This is a genomic window from Vreelandella nigrificans, from assembly GCF_002374315.1.
GTDB lineage: Bacteria > Pseudomonadota > Gammaproteobacteria > Pseudomonadales > Halomonadaceae > Vreelandella > Vreelandella nigrificans.
In genome coordinates, this window is record NZ_NWUX01000009.1 from 75,276 (window position 1) to 94,798 (window position 19,523).

At 53.9% G+C, this 19,523-nt stretch carries 14 protein-coding genes; 1 reads left to right on the forward strand and 13 read right to left on the reverse strand.

Annotated elements, in window-relative coordinates:
• Positions 1-189: 189 nt before the first annotated feature.
• From CPA45_RS11910 to CPA45_RS11965, 12 genes are all read right to left on the reverse strand, one after another.
• Positions 190-840: a hypothetical protein gene (locus CPA45_RS11910; RefSeq protein WP_096651761.1), complete on the reverse strand. Its 651-nt coding sequence runs from the start codon at positions 838-840 to the stop codon at positions 190-192.
• 231 nt (positions 841-1,071) lie between these two features.
• Positions 1,072-1,575, reverse strand: a complete 504-nt coding sequence (locus CPA45_RS11915; protein WP_096651762.1) for a hypothetical protein — start codon at positions 1,573-1,575, stop codon at positions 1,072-1,074.
• 59 nt (positions 1,576-1,634) lie between these two features.
• Complete coding sequence (locus CPA45_RS11920; RefSeq protein ID WP_096651763.1) at positions 1,635-2,282, reverse strand: hypothetical protein; 648 nt, start codon at positions 2,280-2,282, stop codon at positions 1,635-1,637.
• Positions 2,283-2,774: 492 nt separating this feature from the next.
• Complete coding sequence (locus CPA45_RS11925; protein ID WP_096651764.1) at positions 2,775-4,049, reverse strand: O-acetylhomoserine aminocarboxypropyltransferase/cysteine synthase family protein; 1,275 nt, start codon at positions 4,047-4,049, stop codon at positions 2,775-2,777.
• A 90-nt stretch (positions 4,050-4,139) separates the two neighbouring features.
• Positions 4,140-5,522: an L-serine ammonia-lyase gene (locus CPA45_RS11930; RefSeq protein WP_096651765.1), complete on the reverse strand. Its 1,383-nt coding sequence runs from the start codon at positions 5,520-5,522 to the stop codon at positions 4,140-4,142.
• Between the two features lie 287 nt (positions 5,523-5,809).
• Entirely contained in the window at positions 5,810-6,676 is an 867-nt protein-coding gene (gene purU, locus CPA45_RS11935) for a formyltetrahydrofolate deformylase (RefSeq protein ID WP_096651766.1), read from the reverse strand.
• Between the two features lie 62 nt (positions 6,677-6,738).
• A complete protein-coding gene (locus tag CPA45_RS22975; protein WP_096651767.1) occupies positions 6,739-7,374 on the reverse strand; it encodes a sarcosine oxidase subunit gamma in 636 nt (211 codons plus the stop codon).
• Positions 7,367-10,417, reverse strand: coding sequence for a sarcosine oxidase subunit alpha family protein (locus CPA45_RS11945; protein WP_096651768.1), 3,051 nt, complete (start codon positions 10,415-10,417; stop codon positions 7,367-7,369). The genes CPA45_RS22975 and CPA45_RS11945 overlap by 8 nt, the downstream gene beginning before the upstream one ends.
• Positions 10,414-10,755 (reverse strand): sarcosine oxidase subunit delta, encoded by a 342-nt coding sequence (locus tag CPA45_RS11950; protein WP_096651769.1) that lies wholly within the window; start codon positions 10,753-10,755, stop codon positions 10,414-10,416. Before CPA45_RS11950 ends, CPA45_RS11945 begins: the two co-directional genes overlap by 4 nt.
• Before the next feature lie 24 nt (positions 10,756-10,779).
• On the reverse strand, positions 10,780-12,030 hold the full coding sequence (locus tag CPA45_RS11955; RefSeq protein ID WP_078089183.1) for a sarcosine oxidase subunit beta family protein: 1,251 nt from the start codon (positions 12,028-12,030) through the stop codon (positions 10,780-10,782).
• 47 nt (positions 12,031-12,077) lie between these two features.
• Positions 12,078-13,391, reverse strand: coding sequence for a serine hydroxymethyltransferase (gene glyA, locus CPA45_RS11960; RefSeq protein WP_096651770.1), 1,314 nt, complete (start codon positions 13,389-13,391; stop codon positions 12,078-12,080).
• 323 nt (positions 13,392-13,714) lie between these two features.
• A complete protein-coding gene (locus tag CPA45_RS11965; RefSeq protein WP_096651771.1) occupies positions 13,715-14,821 on the reverse strand; it encodes an FAD-binding oxidoreductase in 1,107 nt (368 codons plus the stop codon).
• Positions 14,822-15,183: 362 nt separating this feature from the next.
• Between CPA45_RS11965 and CPA45_RS11970 the strand changes: the two genes are divergently transcribed.
• Entirely contained in the window at positions 15,184-16,467 is a 1,284-nt protein-coding gene (locus CPA45_RS11970; protein WP_096651822.1) for an aromatic ring-hydroxylating oxygenase subunit alpha, read from the forward strand.
• 198 nt (positions 16,468-16,665) lie between these two features.
• Here the strand turns inward: CPA45_RS11970 and fdhF are convergent, their stop codons facing one another.
• Entirely contained in the window at positions 16,666-19,521 is a 2,856-nt protein-coding gene (fdhF, locus tag CPA45_RS11975; RefSeq protein ID WP_096651772.1) for a formate dehydrogenase subunit alpha, read from the reverse strand.
• Positions 19,522-19,523 lie beyond the last annotated feature (2 nt).

Genomic DNA, 19,523 nt, shown 5'->3' on the forward strand with positions numbered 1-19,523 from the left:
TTACTGATTCGCCCGCTTTTATTGAAGTAACTTCCACGCCTTTATCATGCACTAACGCTGGCCTGTGGTGGCTTCTACTGGCTGGCGGACACTACTATGCAGCGCCAGGCCATACTGGAACAGGACCGCAGGGCGGTTCGGTTCCAGCTTGTGTCCCGCACAATTGGCGGAGGTTTACGCAGAATTTTGCTACATGCACTCTCGGCTCTGATCACTCTCATCAACAGTTTTGTTTAAAAATAATCTTCCGAGCTGGTAAATATCATGCATATACATATCAAGCCTTGAAATAACATAAGTTAATAAGATCAGTGCATAAATGGATAGCATGACTATTAACGGATCATTCAGCCAGACCAACAGGGGCATCGACACTTCATAATGAACGGTATAGATACTCATAGCACCTAGCAATTGGATCAAGAAGCAGTTCACAATCACCAGGGTAATTAACATCCCGCGAACATCCACGCTAGGTAGTCTGGTCCTCCAGAAAGGAAGATGACGAACTTTCACATTACCGTTATAACTTAGTCTTGCTTTCCTTCGTAACAAGGGGATCGCATAAGTACTCTCCTCTTTTTCAGTAAATGCCTTTAATGCTACTTTCCGGTCAAACTGAGGACCGAAAATATTATCAATCATTTGGCCAAAATCTGAATACACACTTGGTTGCGTGGTAACTTTTGCCTTTTCAGAGAGCTCTTTTAAATAGTTTTTATCAGTATCTGACAACCTCTTTTGATTACCAGCATTTATACTGTAGTGCGTTTCATATACTTGGTATAAAGCGGTCGTCACACCCACAAATATCATGAAAAAAATAGCGAACATCAGCATATTACCGAATACCTCCTGAACACAAATTCAGCCAGCTGGTAAAACCAGCTGGCAATTTGACGGCAATCTCTACACACCGACCATACCGACACGCACACCATGCCCACACCCCTATCACATGTACAGGATCAGAACGCCTTTATAAAAGCGGATCAGATCCAGTGATCGCAGGCCTTCGATAAGATTCATGGCGTCAGGAGGTTACGCACCTGGGCTTCACCACTTTCACCACTACTCTTCACGTGCCAGAGCTACATCAAAAGAGACGTCAATATCCATCGTATCACTGTGGTCATGCCCCTCTGACATAGAAGTCACATGGGTAAGCGAAGCCGTAATGTGCCCTTTTGCTCGGCCAGTATCGCCGTCAATATCGAGCAATTCTAACTCGATTGGCACCTCATCCTCGGTTCCATAGTGGGGCAGGATTGAGCTTTCTGGGAAATAAGTCACCACGGCACTGTTGGCTTCACCGTCCATCACCATAAAGCTAATGCTCAACGTGCCCTGAGTTGCGAATTCCTGTTCTCGATGGCCTTGGATGGTGACATCCGTCATGCCTGGCATCAGTTCACTAAAATTAGCGGTTGAACCATCTGCATGAGTAATAACATGCCACTGCTTAGGCTCTCCACCCAGTGTTCCACTGATCTCATCAGCCAGCACATGCCCAGCCGCCAACATCAAACCGCCCATTAGTAGTGCACAACTCATAAGCCGTTGTTGATTTATCATTGCACTGCTCCTCTTTGATAGTCTGTTTAGTCAGTGGTTAGATACTCTGACCAGCGTCCCTAGCGAGCGCTTTGCTCACGCACAGCAGCAAGATCCCAGTCACGCATCAGATCAATCGCAACATCCTGTGAATCGAGGTTTTCACCACTCACCTGCAACATGATGCGCCCATCGAGCATTAGTGTAACCTCTGCGCGGGAGCGTTCAGGTTCCCATTTCACTACGGCGGCTTCACGCCCCAGGCGAATACGCTCCATATCGGGTTGAGCGGCAATCATTGCAGGATTGTTGAACAGCGCCCCCATGCTTTGTATCAGAGGACTATCAAGCATCATGCTGGCCGTTAACTGACCATTGCCGTCATTCTGCTGATAAATACGTTCAAGTGAAGTACCGCCAGCGCCAAACATGGCCGCTGCTCCACTACCTGCACTACTTGACGTTGCTTCCTGTGCCGTCCAACCATCCGGGGCATCCGGGAAAGTTTGCGCAATCTGCCCAGACATCAATTTGCGCATATCTTCAATGGCAAACTCCAGCTCGGTAATCGCTGCGCCATACTCTTGTTCGTTATACAACTCAAGACCCAGTTCGATCTGTTCAACAATGTCATCCGCCAGGACACTTTGTGCGGCTGGAAACATTAGGACGCTAGCCAATGCAACAGCCTTGAGACGGTGAGTTAATAAGGTAGTATTAGTTTTCATGGCCCTTCCCTCTTTAGTTGGTTTTGTTGGGTATTTCGAGCACACCAAGCCATTTTGCTACTTTTATCTGACGCCTCTTTCCTCTGCCTACCTCACATCATTTGCTTGTGTTACTTTCTCAATCTTCTCCATAGCCACTTTTAACATTAGCTGGTGAATTTTGTTTCGACATTTCCTTTAGCTCCAACGCCTTCTCTCCTGGTAGTGAAAATATTGATGAAATATTGGATACAGTGCACGAGCAATCACATGAAAACATGCTCAGCAGCAACGTCCCTTGGTAGGCAGACGCCCTGCTGTTGTCGGTGTGCTACTGGAAGTGGACCGCGCGTGCAACGGCACATGATCGCGGCATCAATGCCGCGATCAGGCAGGGGATTATCCAATTACAGGCCGAAGGACTATCGGTTCCTGCCAATGGAGGCTTGCCCACCTGGGAAGGAAGCAGTCACATAAAAAGCGTCGGCAGCTAACTGCTAAGTCAGAGGTGCTCTACCCTTGAGAAGCCGCTAGAGCTTGATCAATATCCGCCAGCAGGTCGTCGATATGTTCAATACCGATCGACAAGCGCACCATATCCGGAGTGACGCCAGCGGCCTTTAATTCTTGCTCATTTAACTGGCGGTGCGTAGTGGAGGCCGGAATAGAAGAACAGCTCTTGGCATCACCAATATTCACTAAGCGCAGAATGAGTGATAGAGCATCGTAGAAGCGCTCACCTGCGGCCTGCCCACCTTCAATACCAAAGCTAAGAATCCCCGAGGCATGGCCATTCATGTAATGCTGGGCCAACGCATGATCGGGGTGATTTTCCAAGCCTGCGTAGTGCACCCACTTCACTAACGGATGACTTTCCAGGTGCTTGGCAACGGCTAACGCATTGGCACAAATGCGTTCAATGCGCAGCGACAGCGTTTCTAGCCCCTGCAGCAGGTTCCAGGCGGCCTGGGCAGAGAGCGCCGCGCCCATATTGCGTAGCGGCACTACGCGAGCCCGGGCAATAAACGCCGCTTCTCCCACATCACGGGTATAGCTAACCCCATGATAGGAGATATCCGGCTCGTTAAGCAGCGCGAAACGTTTCGCATTTGCCGCCCAGGGGAATTTACCTGAGTCAACAATCACACCGCCAACCGTGGTGCCGTGGCCGCCAATATATTTGGTCGCAGAGTGAACGACAATATCTGCTCCATGTTCAATTGGCCGACACAAAAACGGTGTTGCAGTCGTATTATCAACAATCACCGGCACCCCATGGCGATGCGCTGCTTCAGCCAGTTTTTGCAGGTCTACCACACCACCAGATGGATTACCGATGCTCTCGCAGAAAACCGCTTTAGTGTGCTCATCAATCAGCGCTTCAATGCCACCGATATCGTCCTTGTCAGCAAACCGCACCTCAATGCCTTGGCGTGGCAAGGTGTGGGCAAACAGGTTGTAAGTACCACCATACAACTCGCTAATCGAGACGATATTATCTCCTGCTTCAGCGATGGTCTGGATGGCATAGGTAATCGCCGCCATGCCAGAGGCCACCGCCAAACCAGCAATTCCCCCTTCCAGCGCAGCCACTCTCTGCTCCAACACAGCGCAGGTTGGATTCATAATGCGCGAGTAAATATTGCCTTCCACTTTCAGATCAAAGAGATCCGCTGCGTGCTGGGCGTTATCAAATGAAAACGACGTTGTTTGATGAATCGGCACGGCAACAGCATTTTGTGAGTCAGGCGAATAGCCATGATGGAGGGCAATAGTTTCAGGCTTCATGAGAGCGGCTCGCTAGTTTTTTATTAAAGGACAGCATTAATCCTAAACAAGCGTCACACTGAAGGCCAGCAATCGTTCATCAATCCCTTATTAACACTCAATGGCATTAACGGCTAATCCGCCTTTGGATGTTTCTTTATACTTATCCAACATATCTCTGCCTGTATCGCGCATGGTCCGAATTACCTTATCTAACGATATGAAGTGAGTACCATCGCCACGCAAGGCCATTTGAGCGGCATTAATCGCCTTTACCGTTGCAATGGCATTGCGCTCAATACAAGGAACCTGAACCAACCCACCAACAGGGTCACAAGTTAATCCTAAATTGTGCTCCAAGCCGATTTCGGCCGCATGCTCGACTTGTTCGGGCGTTCCCCCCATCACATCAGCCAAGCCAGCAGCTGCCATGGCACAAGCTGAGCCAACCTCTCCCTGGCAGCCTACTTCGGCTCCGGAGATCGAGGCATTTTTCTTGCAAAGAATGCCAATGGCGCCTGCCGCCAATAAAAAATCCACCACGCTTTTCTCACTGGCATTGGGCTGAAACTTCATATAATAGTGTAAGACGGCTGGAATAATGCCCGCCGCACCGTTGGTGGGCGCCGTTACCATGCGCCCCCCTGCAGCATTCTCTTCGTTAACGGCGAGGGCAAAAATATTCACCCACTCCATCGCTGAGAACGTTGAGGCTATCAGGCAATCGTTCTGCTCTGCCGCTTGAAGACGCTGGTGAAGCAGCTTAGCCCTGCGCTTAACTTTTAACCCGCCCGGCAGTATCCCTTCGTGGGTTAATCCATTGTCGATGCATTCACACATCACTTGCCAGATACGCCACAGTTCGTTTCTGACCTCTTCCTCCGTCCGCCATACTTTCTCATTTTCCAGCATCAGCCGGCTGACACTTAGCTGCTCTTTTTTACATAGCGCCAAGAGTTCGTCTGCCGTATCGAAGTTGTAAGGAATGGTAACGCCACCCAAATCGTCTAGCGGCATATCCACCTGGGCTTGTTCAACCACGAAGCCGCCACCCACCGAGTAATAGGTATTTTCATACACCAATTCGCTCTGGTGCGTAAAAGCCGCCAGCTTCATGGCATTAGGGTGGTGAGGCAAGCTCTCTTCATGGAAATACAGGTCACTCTCCCAAACAAACTTCACTGCTTTTTGTCGGCCAAGCTGTAGTGATTGGCTCTCTTTAAGCGCCTGAATGGATGGCTCAATAATCGAGGGGTCTATTGTGCTAGGGCGTTCGCCCATCAATCCCATAATAATCGCGTTATCGGTGGCATGTCCGATACCCGTGGCGGATAACGAGCCATAAAGATGGACTTCAAGATGCCCTACCTCATCGAGCAGGCTGTTTTCGCGCAGGGTTGTTACGTACTTAAAAGCTGCCTGCATGGGCCCGACGGTATGGGAACTGGAGGGGCCTACTCCAATCTTAAAAAGGTCGAAAACACTGATAGGCATTGGAGCACCTCTTGACGTATAAACAGGGGAAAATCAGGCGGCGCCTGAAAAGTTTAATAAGTTATTGATATGATAATAAATGAAACTTAACTATCTTCTATTTATGTTATTTTTATACTTATCAAATAACACTTTTAAGTAATACTTATCACGATTACGCATAACAAAGGGCTACTTAGTGCACTGGAAAAAGCTTAGCAGCAACAGCAACCCAATTATAAAAGCGCGCTCTAACTGTTTACGTTTACCAACAACAGCATTATGTAGAAAGCGTTAGTTCTTAAAAACTAGTTACCAAAAACCACCGTGCGCCCTGAATAAAAAAACACGCGCCGTTCTAAGTGATAGCTAATCGCTCTGGCCAGGGTTAGACACTCAATATCACGTCCCTTGGCAACCAGATCCTCGGGATAATGGGTGTGATCCACAGGCTCGACCCCTTGGGCAATTATCGGCCCTTCATCAAGGTCATTATTAATATAGTGCGCCGTTGCACCAACCAGTTTGACCCCCTTTTCGTAGGCCTGATGATAAGGCTTGGCGCCCTTAAAGCCGGGTAGTAGCGAGTGATGAATATTGATCGCCCGTCCAGCTAATAGCTCACACATGGAAGGTGAAAGCACTTGCATATACCTTGCCAGCACCACCAGTTCAGCATCGGTATCCGCGATGATTTCGCGTACCTGGGCCTCCTGCTGCAGTTTCGTCTCGGGTGTGATCGGCAGATAGTGGTAGGGCAAATCATGCCATGCGGCCAATGGCTCCAGATCAGGATGATTGGAAATCACCGCTTTGATATCCAGAGGAAGCTGCCCTGTCCGATAACGGTAGAGCAGATCATTCAAGCAGTGATCGGCCTTGGAGACCATAATCACGGTGCCGGTGCGTTTGCCAGGGGCCGTCAATTCGAACTGCATATCGAATTCGCTTGCCCGCGCTGAAAAATCGGTGTGAAAGCGCTCTTCATGAAACTCATCTCGCTCTGGGCGAAACTCGGCGCGAATAAAAAAGCGCCCGCCAAGCCGGTCATCGAAAGAGTTGAGTTCAGTGATGTAACACTGCTGCTCTTTTAAAAAGCGTGTGACGACATCCACCGTCCCCAAACGACTTGGGCACTGGGCGGCAAGAATCCAGGTATCACTCATTCGGCTCATAGTGCATGTATCTCTATTAGCGGCAGATGATAGCGGCCGGAACGCTGTTCCGGCCTGCCTGCTTATGGTTGTACGTTGACGTCATACTCTGCTGCTGCATCCAGTAGCCAGCGGTAGCAGTAGTCGGCAAAACTGCGCCGTACCACTAACTCCCAGCGCTCTTCACTAGGGCGACGAAGGATAGTAGTCGCCTTAGCGAAGACAGTAGTGACGCCCTTCCCCACCGGGAAATTGCTAGGATGAACATCGTAGACCACCGTTTTCATCAACAGCTCTCGGGCCGCCTCACCGGAAAGCTCTAGCAATGTCTGGCCACCGCTGACATCACTAATCGCAAAATGGGCGTCCCCCAGACGCTCACGCAACTGCGTCTCTAATGGGAACTCCTCGCCACCGGGTACGATGACCAGCCACTCATCTGGGGAAAGCCACTGGATAGAACGTTCACCGCTGGCATCTTGCACCAACGCCTGGGGTTGGCCTGGTAAACTAATTCCCAGCACGTCGCGCACCGCCTCGTCGAGAACGATGGCGCCCCCCCGCAGGATCAGATGCCCAAGCATTGCCCTCTCGCGTAGCTGAAGTCGGCTTGAGCTGCCGGCCCGAGGAGCGCCGCTATGACGATAGCTATAAGCTAACGGGGACTCTACCGGGATAGCGGTATCAGTACGGGTGTCGAAGGTGGCCGCGTTAGACATTCTGGCGCTCTCCCTTGGGGTCATAGAAAACGGTGCTGACAATTTCGGCTTCAAAGGTCTGGCCGTCCGCCATCGGTAGGTAGACTGTTTCGCCCAACTTCTGGAGGCCACCCTTAACCACCGCTAGCGCAAACCCTGACTTCAGTGTCGGGCTGTAGTAGCTGGAAGTGACATGTCCGACCATCGGCATAGGGATCGCATGCTTAGGATCAAGCACGATCTGGGCTCCCTCTTCGAGTACCACCTTCGGGTCCTTCGGCCTGAGCCCCACCAACTGCTTGCGATTTTCGCGTTTGGTATCACTGCGCGTCAGGGCTCGCTTGCCAATCCATGAGAAGGGCTTGTCGTAGCCTACGCACCATTGCATACCCAGGTCTTCCGGAGTAACGGAGCCGTCGGTTTCCTGACCAACAATGATGAAACCCTTTTCAGCCCTCAGGACGTGCATGGTTTCGGTACCATAGGGCGTTAAGCCATACTTCTCACCATGCTTAAACAGAGTCTGCCAGACGTGCATGGCATAGTTGGCTTGCACGTTGATCTCGAAGGTCAGCTCACCAGTAAAGGAGATGCGGAAGACTCGGGCAGGCACCCCCGCCACTTTCCCGGACCGCCAATCCATAAACTTAAAGCTATCGCGGTCAAGATCAATATCAGTGATCTCAGCGAGCAACTTGCGCGCTTCCGGACCAGTGATGGTCATGGTGGCCCAGTGGTCAGTCACTGAAGAGAAGTAGACATCCAGTTCCGGCCACTCGGTCTGATGCCATAACTCCAACCATTCCAGGATCGCTGCAGCGCCACCGGTGGTGGTGGTCATCAAAAAGTGGTTTTCAGCAAGACAGCTGGTCACGCCGTCATCGGTGACCATACCGTCATCTTTGCACATCAGGCCGTAGCGGCACTTGCCGACTGCCAACTTCTCCCACTTGTTGGTGTAAATCCGCGCCAGGAATTCACGCGCATCTGGCCCTTGAATATCGATCTTGCCAAGCGTCGAGGCATCGAGGATACCGACCTTCTCGCGCACGGCCAGACACTCACGAGCCACCGCCTCGTGCATCGTCTCGGTCGTGCCATTCACCTTCTGTGGATAGTACCAGGGGCGCTTCCACTGACCGACGTCCTCAAACTCAGCCCCGCGTTCTACGTGCCACTGATGAAGTGCGGTGTAGCGTTCAGGGTCGAACAAATCACGACAGTGGCGACCGACGATGGCACCGAAGGTGACCGGGGTATAGTTGGGACGGAACACCGTAGTGCCCACTTCTGGGATGGATCGCCTCAGGCTGCGGGCTGCAATCGCCATACCGTTGATATTGCCCAGTTTTCCCTGATCCGTACCGAAGCCCATCGCGGTGTAGCGCTTGATATGCTCAATGGACTCGAAGCCTTCCCGGGTCGCCAGCTCGATACCCGCCGCAGTAACGTCGTTCTGCAAATCGACGAACTGCTTGGGGCCGCGCAGCGTTGGCTTCTCGTGAGGCACCTGGAAGAGAGCCACCGCTGGTCCCTGCTGGAGCCGTTCGACGCTAGGCAGATTGACTGCCTGAGCAGCATGCCCCGTGGCAGCTGCTGCTTTGATGCCCGCCTCAACACCTTCGGCGAGTACCTCACCCAACGCATAAGTACCATTAGCACCGCCACACGCCTGCACGCCCTTCACCAGCCCCGGCACAAAGCCGATAATATCGTCACGCCAAGTAGGCCGCGCGCCGGTGTGGGAAGCCAGGTGAATCACCGGACTGTAACCTCCGGAGCTGGCGATGGTGTCGCAGGCCAGTTCCTGAACCGGGCCGCTCACTTTGAAAGCTTCAATATCGATCTTGGCGACTCGTGCTGCGGTGACCCGATTGCTGCCCTTCGCCTCGATAACGGCGCTGCCGGTAATAATCTTGATGCCCTGGGCGCGCGCGGCATCGACCCAATCGCCCGCCGGTGCCTCGCGGGCATCCACGATAGCGACAACCTCGCAGCCAGACTCTTTCCAGTCCAGGGCAGCGCGGTAGCCATAGTCGTTGCTGGTGGAGAGTACCAGTTTACGGCCCGGTGCCACGCCGTAACGGCGAATGTAGGTCGATACAGCGCCAGCCAATAGGTTGCCCGGCACATCGTTACCCGCATACACCAATGGCCGCTCGTGAGCACCTGTGGCCAGAATCACCTGACCAGCACGTACCCGGTGCATGCGGGAGCGCACCGGGCGATGGCCATTGATCACAGAGGCCGTTTCACCCAAGTGCTCAGTACGCCGCTCATGCAGAGTCACAAAATTGTGATCGTGGTACCCGTTAACGGTAGTGCGTGGTAGCAGCGTGACATTCTCATGCTCGGCTAACTCCTCAAGCACTTGAGCAACCCACTGATCTGCCGACTTACCATCCAGAGTTTCGCGACTATCCAGCAGCGATCCGCCCACCTCCTCCTGCTCATCGGCAAGCATCACTCGTGCACCACTGCGAGCAGCAGCCAACGCCGCAGACAAGCCAGCCGCACCAGCGCCAACGACCAGCACATCGCAGTGCTGATTAAAGTGATCATAGCTATCCGGATCAGCTTCCATGGGACTACGGCCCAGACCAGCCGCCTTACGAATATACTTTTCGTAGGTCAACCACATCGACGCTGGGGCCATAAAGGTCTTGTAGTAGAACCCCGGCGGCATAAACTGCCCCCCAAGCTTGCCGAACAGGCCCATCAGGTCACGTTGAACATTAGGCCAGCCATTGGTGCTTCGAGCAGTCAAGCCGTTAAACAGCGTCTGCTGAGTGGCGCGCACATTAGGCACCTGGGCCGCTTCACTGCTACCCAATTGAACAATGGCATTGGGTTCTTCAGCACCTGCGGCAACGATGCCTCTGGGGCGCGAGTATTTAAAGCTGCGGTTAACGATATCAACACCGTTAGCCAATAGCGCTGAAGCCAGGGTATCCCCTGGATGCCCTTGGTAATGTTGACCGTTAAAGGTAAAGCTCAGCGTGCGGGAGCGATCGATACGGCCGCCTGCGTTAAGGCGGAACACTTGTTGCTTGGACTGGCTCATGCCCGCACTCCTTCTTTTTGGCTTACCGCGGCGGCCTCACGAGACGGGCCCTGGCTGTCGGCGGTAATCGACGGCTGCTCGCCCATTTTGTAGGTCTCGAGAATTTCGTAGCTCACCGTGTGGCGCGTTACGTTGAAGAATTTGCGGCAACCCACAGCATGCACCCACATTTCGTGATGCACACCTCGGGGGTTGTCGCGGAAGAAGAGGTAGTCCCCCCACTCTTCGTCACTACACGCCTCGGGCTCCTTGGGTCGCTCGATATGCGCCTGGCCCTTGGGGTGGAATTCCTCTTCCTCACGGTGTTCGCCGCAGTAGGGGCAGTAAATATAGAACATGCGGATACTCCTCTCGTATGAACCCTAGTGGGCCACGCCGGCAGCGCCGTGCTCGTCAATCAGCGCACCGCTATGGAAGCGGAACATGGAGAACGGCTCAGCGATGGGGTGCATCTCACCCTTGGCCAGGCTGGCGGCGAACACATGCCCCGATCCTGGAGTAGCTTTGAAACCACCGGTACCCCAGCCGCAGTTGAAGTACAGACCCTTCACCGGCGTTTTAGAGATAATCGGACAGGCATCTGGACAGGTATCAACAATACCGCCCCACTGACGGTTCATGCGCACCCGCGAGAAGATCGGGAACATTTCAACGATAGCCTGGAGAGTGTGCTCCACAGTGGGATAACTGCCGCGCTGACCATAGCCGTTATAGCCGTCAATACCCGCGCCGATGACCAAGTCGCCCTTATCTGATTGGCTGATATAGCCATGCACGTGATTGGACATCACTACAGTATCGAGGATTGGTTTGATTGGCTCAGAGACTAGGGCCTGGAGCGGATGGGACTCCAGCGGCAAATTAAAGCCACCCATCTTGGCCAGCACACTGGAATTACCCGCAGCCACGCAACCCACCGTCTTGGCCTCAATGTCGCCACGGTTGGTATGGACACCATAGATCTGACCATCACGAATTTTGAAGCCAGTGACTTCGGTCTGCTGGAGAATATCCACGCCGTGAGCATCGGCGCCGCGGGCATAGCCCCAGGCTACGGCATCGTGGCGTGCCACACCGGCACGCGGTTGCCAGGAGGCTCCCATCACCGGGTAGCGAGCGTTCTTGGAGCAGTCCATGATCGGTACAAGCTCCTGCACCCCTTTGGCGTCTAATACTTCTCCGTCAATGCCATTCAGCCGATTGGCATTAACTCGACGCTGGATATCACGCATATCCTGCAGGGTATGCCCTAAGTTGAGCACCCCTCGCTGGGAGAACATGACGTTGTAGTTAAGATCCTGGGAAAGCCCTTCCCATAGTTTCATGGCGTGTTCGTAAAGGGCAGCCGCTTCGTCCCATAAATAATTGGAACGCACGATGGTGGTATTACGGGCGGTATTACCACCGCCCAGCCAGCCTTTCTCAATCACCGCCACGTTCTTGACGCCGAACTCTTTGGCCAAGTAATAGGCCGTGGCCAAGCCGTGACCGCCACCACCGACGATGATTACATCGTACTGCTTCTTGGGTGTGGGGTTGCGCCACTGGCGCTCCCAGTTCTCGTGGTGGCTCAGCGCGTGCTTGACCAGGCCGAAGCCGGAATAGCGTTGCATAGTGGTCTCCTTAGTTCAGCCGCGCCGGGCCCTGCCGGCAAGCCGATTCAAGCAATAGATACGGCGGTTTCAGCAACAGCTTCAGCATAAACAGGATGCCGTGCACATATATCGGTCACCTTGGCCCGTACCTCAGCCTCGATGGCATCGGTATCACTACCTGCTGCCAAGGCATCTAGAATGTCGCAGATCCATCCAGCCAGCTCGTTACACTCCTGGGCATCAAAGCCGCGAGTAGTTACCGCCGGGGTGCCGATACGCAACCCAGAGGTTACGAAGGGGCTTTGGGGATCGTTGGGTACCGTATTCTTATTAACCGTAATATGCGCACGACCCAAGGCAGCATCCGCATCTTTACCAGTCACGCCCTGCTGGATAAGCGACACAAGGAAGAGATGGTCATCAGTTCCGCCAGATACCACATCATAGCCACGCTCGACGAACACCTTGGCCATAGACTGAGCATTATCAATCACTTGCTGCTGATAGCGCACAAAGTCCTGATTCATGGCTTCCTTAAATGCCACTGCCTTAGCGGCAATCACATGCATCAATGGGCCACCCTGCTGGCCTGGGAAGACCGCACCATTAAGCTTTCTGTAGAGATCTTCGTCGCCATGAGCGGAGAGAATCAGACCCCCGCGTGGGCCACGCAGCGTTTTGTGGGTCGTCGTGGTCACTACATGGGCGTAAGGCAGCGGGCTCGGATAAAGGCCAGCAGCCACCAGGCCTGCGACGTGTGCCATATCGACCATCAACCAAGCGCCTACCTCATCGGCGATGTCGCGAAAACGCCGCCAATCCACTACTCGAGAGTAGGCAGAGAAGCCAGCGATAATCATCTTAGGCTGGTGTTCACGAGCCAAACGCTCAACCTCTTCGTAGTCGATCTCACCGGTTTCCGGCTTAAGGCCGTACTGTACAGCGTTGTAATGCTTGCCTGAGAAGTTAGGGGCGGCGCCATGGGTTAAGTGCCCACCGTGGGCCAAACTCATACCCAAAACTGTATCGCCTGGCTTAACCAGCGCCATAAATACAGCGGCATTGGCCTGGGCACCGGAATGCGGCTGCACATTGGCATAGTTGGCACTGAAAAGGCTGCAAGCCCGCTCAATGGCCAACGCTTCAACCTTGTCCACGAACTCACAACCGCCGTAGTAGCGACGGCCTGGATAGCCTTCTGCATACTTGTTGGTCAGTTGTGTGCCCTGCGCTTCCATAACAAGTTTACTGGTATAGTTTTCGGAGGCGATTAATTCAATATGTGCTTCTTGGCGAACTGTTTCTTCAGCAATTGCTTCGGCAAGCAGACTGTCGTAATTGGCCAAACGGGCTTTGGGGGAAAAATTATTCTGAAGCATTACCGCCTCCTCATTAGTCACTTTATTATTAAGTGCCGGACATACTCTTTAATGCTGATGAACCCAGGTCGCTATCAACCAAAGACCCTATCAACGCGTTCTTACCGCGATACTATCGTTGGTTCCTGAGCCCAAGATGCTTACCGACGTCACCACTCGATGTATTTGCGACATTGGCATCAATTAGTCAGGCTGCGTAAATAGAGCTTCATTTATTACCAATAAAAATAAAGCGCCCTAAACGGCAAAAACCATAAAGGGCGCTTTACTATCTGTATTAAAAATACTGTATTAAAAATCTGTATTAAAAGCGTCTGCCAGCGCTAGAAATCGACGATGAGATCCCCTTTCGGACGACTACAACAAGACAGAATATAACCTTCCTCAACATCCTCATCGGTAATACCACCGTTATGTTCCATTTCAACCTCACCCGATTTGAGCTCAACTCGGCAAGTACCACAAATCCCCATACCACAGGCCTTGGGAATATGCAGACCAAGCTTCGCTGCTGCTGCATGAACAGTCTCGCCCGGCTGAATACGCACGCTTTTTCCTGAAGACTCGAACTCTACACTGTACAGGTCACTGCTATCGATATTTTCGGCGTCAACTTCTGCTTGCTCAGCCAGCTCAAGGGCCTCCTCCTGTACCTCCACTGGGGTCGCTCCGAATGACTCCTCGTGGTACCGGGTCATATCGAAACCATTATTCTTGAGCAGGTTCTTGACGGCATTCATATAGGGCGTGGGACCACAGCAGAAGATCTCCCGATCCATGAAATCAGGGGCCATCAGATCCAGCATGGCCTGACTCAGGTAGCCGCGGAAGCCGGCCCAGGCCTCGCCCAGCTCATCGCTACGTTCACAGACAATATGCAGTTTGAACTCGGGGATTCGCGAGAAGATATGCTCCAACTCGCGGTGAAAGATGATATCGCGGGGCGAGCGAGCACTGTGGATAAACTCCAGGTCGACCAGGGAGTTGGTGTCAAAGAACCAGCGCGCCATGGACATCAGCGGGGTGATACCGACGCCGCCGGAGAGCATCAGCAATTTCTCCGCCGGGTAGTCAATAGCATTGAAGTTACCCACCGGGCCATGCACTGCTAGCTCATCGTTGATCCTGAGGTTGTCATGTAGCCAGTTAGAGACACGCCCCCCGGGCACCCGCTTGACAGTGATAGAAAAACTGTAGGGCACCGAAGGAGAACTGGAGATGGTGTAGGAGCGCATCACCTGCTCGCCATCGATCTCCAGCTCAAGGGTCACGAACTGCCCTGGTTTGAAGAAGTACAGCACCGGCTGCTCGGCCATGAAGCAGAAAGTACGCACGTCCCAGGTCTCCTGGATCACCTTGACACAGCGCACCAGATGGCGGCCATTGGTCCAGGTTTGGGTCGTGACCGGATTGAAGAAATTAGTTGTCATTATCGCCTCTGCCTGACCAAGCCACCGTCTTATGCATCACCGGCCCGTATCTGTTACATGGCCAGCACCTTTGATGTGCATTTTGGGGACGCACCTCCTAGCCGACTTACCTGACAGCGACGCACACTTACCTCGTGCCACTCTTTATCGTTTAGAAACCTTTGTTTTAGTCGCCACTACGCCATCTGATGTCGCGGGCAGATAATTGATAGGGGTTAGCCTGCAACACAATCTGTCACTGACATCAGATCTCAGCTGAATAAAACGCCAGGTTACGCAACAGAACAACAAGATATGCAATCTTGACTAACGGCCGTATCGCAGCCCTTGAGGGGGAAGCGGTGGTTTATGAGGATACTGGTATGGAAAAAAGTGTTTCTATGATGGACGACCCACTCGCTGCGGCTCGTGAATCAATGGCCAAGATGCTGCAAGAAAGGGCGCACACCTTCTCGCTTCCGCAGCCGTTTTATAACGACGCTCGCCTATTCGCTCTTGATATGCAAGAGGTTTTCGAGAAAGAGTGGCTGTTCGCGGGCATGACCTGTGAGATCCCTAGCAAGGGTAACTTCATGACATTGGATATCGGTGATAATCCAATTGTCATCGTACGCGGCAGTGAAGGCACCATTCATGCGTTTCACAATGTGTGCCGCCACCGAGGATCGCGCCTTTGTGTGAAGGATAAGGGCAAGGTGGCAAAACTCGTATGCCCCTACCACCAGTGGACCTACGAACTGGATGGCCGCTTGTTGTTTGCCGGCAGCGATATGGGCAGTGACTTCGACCTCGATCAATTTGGACTCAAACCGGTCAGCGTGTGTACAGCCGGCGGCTTCATCTTTATCAGCCTTAGCGATGAACCACCCGCTATTGATGATTTCCTGCAAACGCTCGAGCATTATCTTGAGCCGTACCAGATGGACAACGTCAAGGTCGCCGCAGAGTCCAGTATCGTCGAGCAAGCCAACTGGAAGCTCGTCATCGAAAATAATCGTGAATGCTATCACTGTAACGGCTCTCACCCTGAGCTGCTTAACTCGCTGCAAGAGTTTGATGACACCGAAGACCCGCGCGCAACGCCTGCCTATAAGGAACTGGTGGCATGCAAACAAGCAGATTGGGATGAGGAACAAATTCCCTATCAGTTGAAGCGCTTTGGCAAACGTAATCGCCTGACCCGCACTCCGCTGTTGGATGGCATTGTGTCGATGACGATGGATGGCAAGCCCGGCTGCAAGAAGTTAATGGGGCGTTTATCAAGCCCTGATATGGGTTCACTGCGTATCCTGCATCTACCCAACTCATGGAACCACTTCATGGGTGACCATGCGGTGGTATTCCGCGTGCTACCACTTGGCCCGCAGCAGACCGTAGTGACCACTAAGTGGCTGGTTCACAAGGATGCAGTAGAGGGTATTGACTACGACCCCGATCAACTTCGTCGAGTATGGGATGCCACCAACGACCAGGACCGCCAACTCGCTGAAGAGAATCAGCGTGGCATTAACTCGAAGGCTTACCAACCCGGCCCTTACTCCAAAACCTATGAGTTCGGTGTTATCGACTTTATCGACTGGTATGCCACCCGCATACTTGAGAACTTAGACCGCGAGGCTCCCACGCTACAGTTAGCCAAAGGTTAGAGAATACATCCAACGCAATACAGTCAATAAACTGGGCCCGCTGTTGCGGGCCCAGTTTGTTTGAATACACATGATACCTGTTGATCAATCCCCCCCTCTCAGCGTGAAAAGCGCTATGTCACATTTGATTACCAGCTCCTACTTACTGCCTTCCCTGGCATTATTCTGTGGATCCCCCAGTTAATTTAAACAGTTACTTTAAATACTGGTCTCCTCCACCTGCGCCGCTTCCGAGCGGCTCAACCGGCAGGCGGCGTACTTGAACTCGGGTATCTTCCCATCCGGATCCAGCGCCGGATTGGTGAGTAGATTCGCCGCCGCTTCCACGTAGCAGAAGGGCACGAACACCATGCCCTCAGGCATCCCAGGATCCACCCTCGCTTTGAGGGTGATGGAGCCTCGCCGGGTGGCGATTTTCAGATCATCGCCCGGCGCCATCCCAAGCCGAATAAGCTCAGCGGGCGCCAAACTCGCCACTGCTTCCGGCTCCAAGTCATCGAGCACTTTGGCACGGCGGGTCATGGAACCCGTGTGCCAGTGCTCTAACTGACGCCCGGTAGTCAGCACCGTGGGATAGTCGTTATCTACCGGCTCATCAGGTGGCAGCGGGCGCGTAGGTGCGAACTTCGCCCGGCCGCTGGCGGTTGGGAAGGCCTCGCTGAAGACCACGTCTTGTCCCAGTGCGTCCTCCGCTGGACAGGGGTAGGTCACCGACTGCTCACGCTCCAAACGCTCCCAGGAAATATGGTCAAGAGAGGCCATGCCTTGCTTCATCTCAGCGAAGACGTCCCGTGGATGTTGATAGTCCCAGTCCAGGCCAAAGCGTTTGGCGATTTCCTGGATAATCCACCAATCCGGCTTGGCCTGGCCCGGTAGCGGCAACGCCGCACGCCCCATCTGCACCTGACGGTTGGTGTTGGTGACAGTACCATCCTTCTCCGGCCAGGCGGAGGCAGGCAGAATGACATCGGCAAACTGGGCAGTCTCAGTGACAAACAGATCCTGCACCACCAGATGCTCCAGCTTGGCCAGGGCGGCCCGTGCATGAGCCAGATCCGGATCAGACATCGCCGGGTTTTCGCCCTGGATATACATGCCACGAATAGTGCCCGCGGCGATAGCATCCATAATTTCCACCACAGTGAGGCCCGGCGTGGGATCCAGTTTGGTATTCCACAGCTCTTCGAAAGCACTGCGTACCTGAGCATCGCTGACCGGCTGGTAGTCCGGCATCACCATGGGAATCAGGCCAGCATCCGAGGCCCCCTGAACATTGTTCTGGCCGCGTAACGGGTGCAGACCAGTACCCGGGCGCCCAGTCTGGCCACAGGCCAACGCCAGCGAGATCAGGCAGCGGGCGTTATCAGTGCCATGCGTGTGCTGGGAAATCCCCATGCCCCAGAAAATCATCGCCCGCTCGGCATTGGCATAGAGCCTGGCCACTTCTCGGATGGTCTCTGGTTCAACACCGCACAGGCCGCTCATCGCTTCGGGGGTCATATCCACCGTATGCGTTTTGAGCGCCTCAAAGCCTTCGGTATGCTCGGCGATATAGGCCGTGTCATAAAGCTCTTCGCTGATAATCACATTGAGAATGGCATTAAACAACGCCACATCGGCGCCGGGTGAAAAGCGTACGCTCAGGTGGGCATAGGCATCCAGCGCCTGACCACGAGGGTCGAGAATCACTATTTTGGTACCGCGCTTGGCGGCCTGTTTAAAGAAGGTAGCCGCCACCGGATGGTTTACCGCCGGGTTACAGCCGGTAAGTATCACCACATCGGACTGGCTGGCCTGCATAAAGGAGGCGGTTACCGAGCCTGAGCCAATACACTCCATGAGTGCCGCCACCGAGCTGGCATGGCACAAGCGAGTACAGTGATCTACATGATTGGAGCCAAAGCCGGTACGCACCAGCTTCTGAAACAGCCACGCCTCTTCGTTAGAGCACTTGGCGCTACCGAACCCCGCCAGGGCATCAGGGCCATGGGCCGCTTTAAGGTTTACAAGTCTGCTGGCGGCAGCCTCCAGGGCTTCATCCCAGCTCGCCTCGCGGAAATGAGTCAGGGGATTGGCGGGATCGAAGTCCGGGTCGATCCCCTTCGCGACACCCTCGCGACGAATCAGCGGGGTAACAAGCCGGGATGGATGGCGCGGATAGTCATAGCCAAAGCGGCCTTTGACACATAGCCGATTCTCGTTAGAGGGGCCATCGCGGCCCTCCACATAAAGGATCTCATCGTCCTTGATATGGTAGGTGAGCTGGCAGCCTACGCCACAGTAGGGGCATACCGAGTCGACCTTACGGTCGGCCACGGCAGAATCGCCGCGGCCCGTCTGATCGATCAGGGTAGCGGGCATCAGGGCGCCGGTGGGGCAGGCTTGAACGCACTCGCCACAGGCTACGCAGGTGCTATCCCCCATAGGGTCGTCGAAATCAAACACGATCTTGGACGCCGCCCCACGGTGAGCCAATCCAATCACGTCGTTAACCTGTACTTCGCGACAGGCACGCACACACAGGTTGCACTCGATGCAGGCGTCAAGATTGACGCGCATGGCAGAGTGGCTGCTGTCCTGCGCTAGGCTATCCGCCCGGGACGCCACATGGTGCACGGTGGGCGTCTCGCGTTCTTCGCGCTTGGGCAGCTTGCGGCGCACCGCCGTGGCATCAATGGCCAGCTGGTCAGCCATGGCCCAGAAATGGCTTGAGCTGTCGGGGCTCTCTTCCCTCTCAGGCTGGTCGACCAGCAGCATTTCCATGACCATCTTGCGGGCCGTGTAGGCTCGTTCGGAGTTGGCGCTCTTGACCACCATACCGGGGGCCGCTTCGCGCAGACAGCTGGCCGCCAGTGCCCGCTCGCCCTCGATTTCCACCATACAGGCGCGGCAGTTGCCGTCGGCGCGGTAACCGCTGGCGTCCTTGAAACACAGGTGGGGAATGGTCTCGCCTGCGCGTTTGGCCACCTGCCAGAGGCTTTCACCTGGCTGGGCACTCACTTCGATGCCATCCAGGGTCAGGGTAAAGCTTTGGTTTAAGCTCTGTTCACTCATGC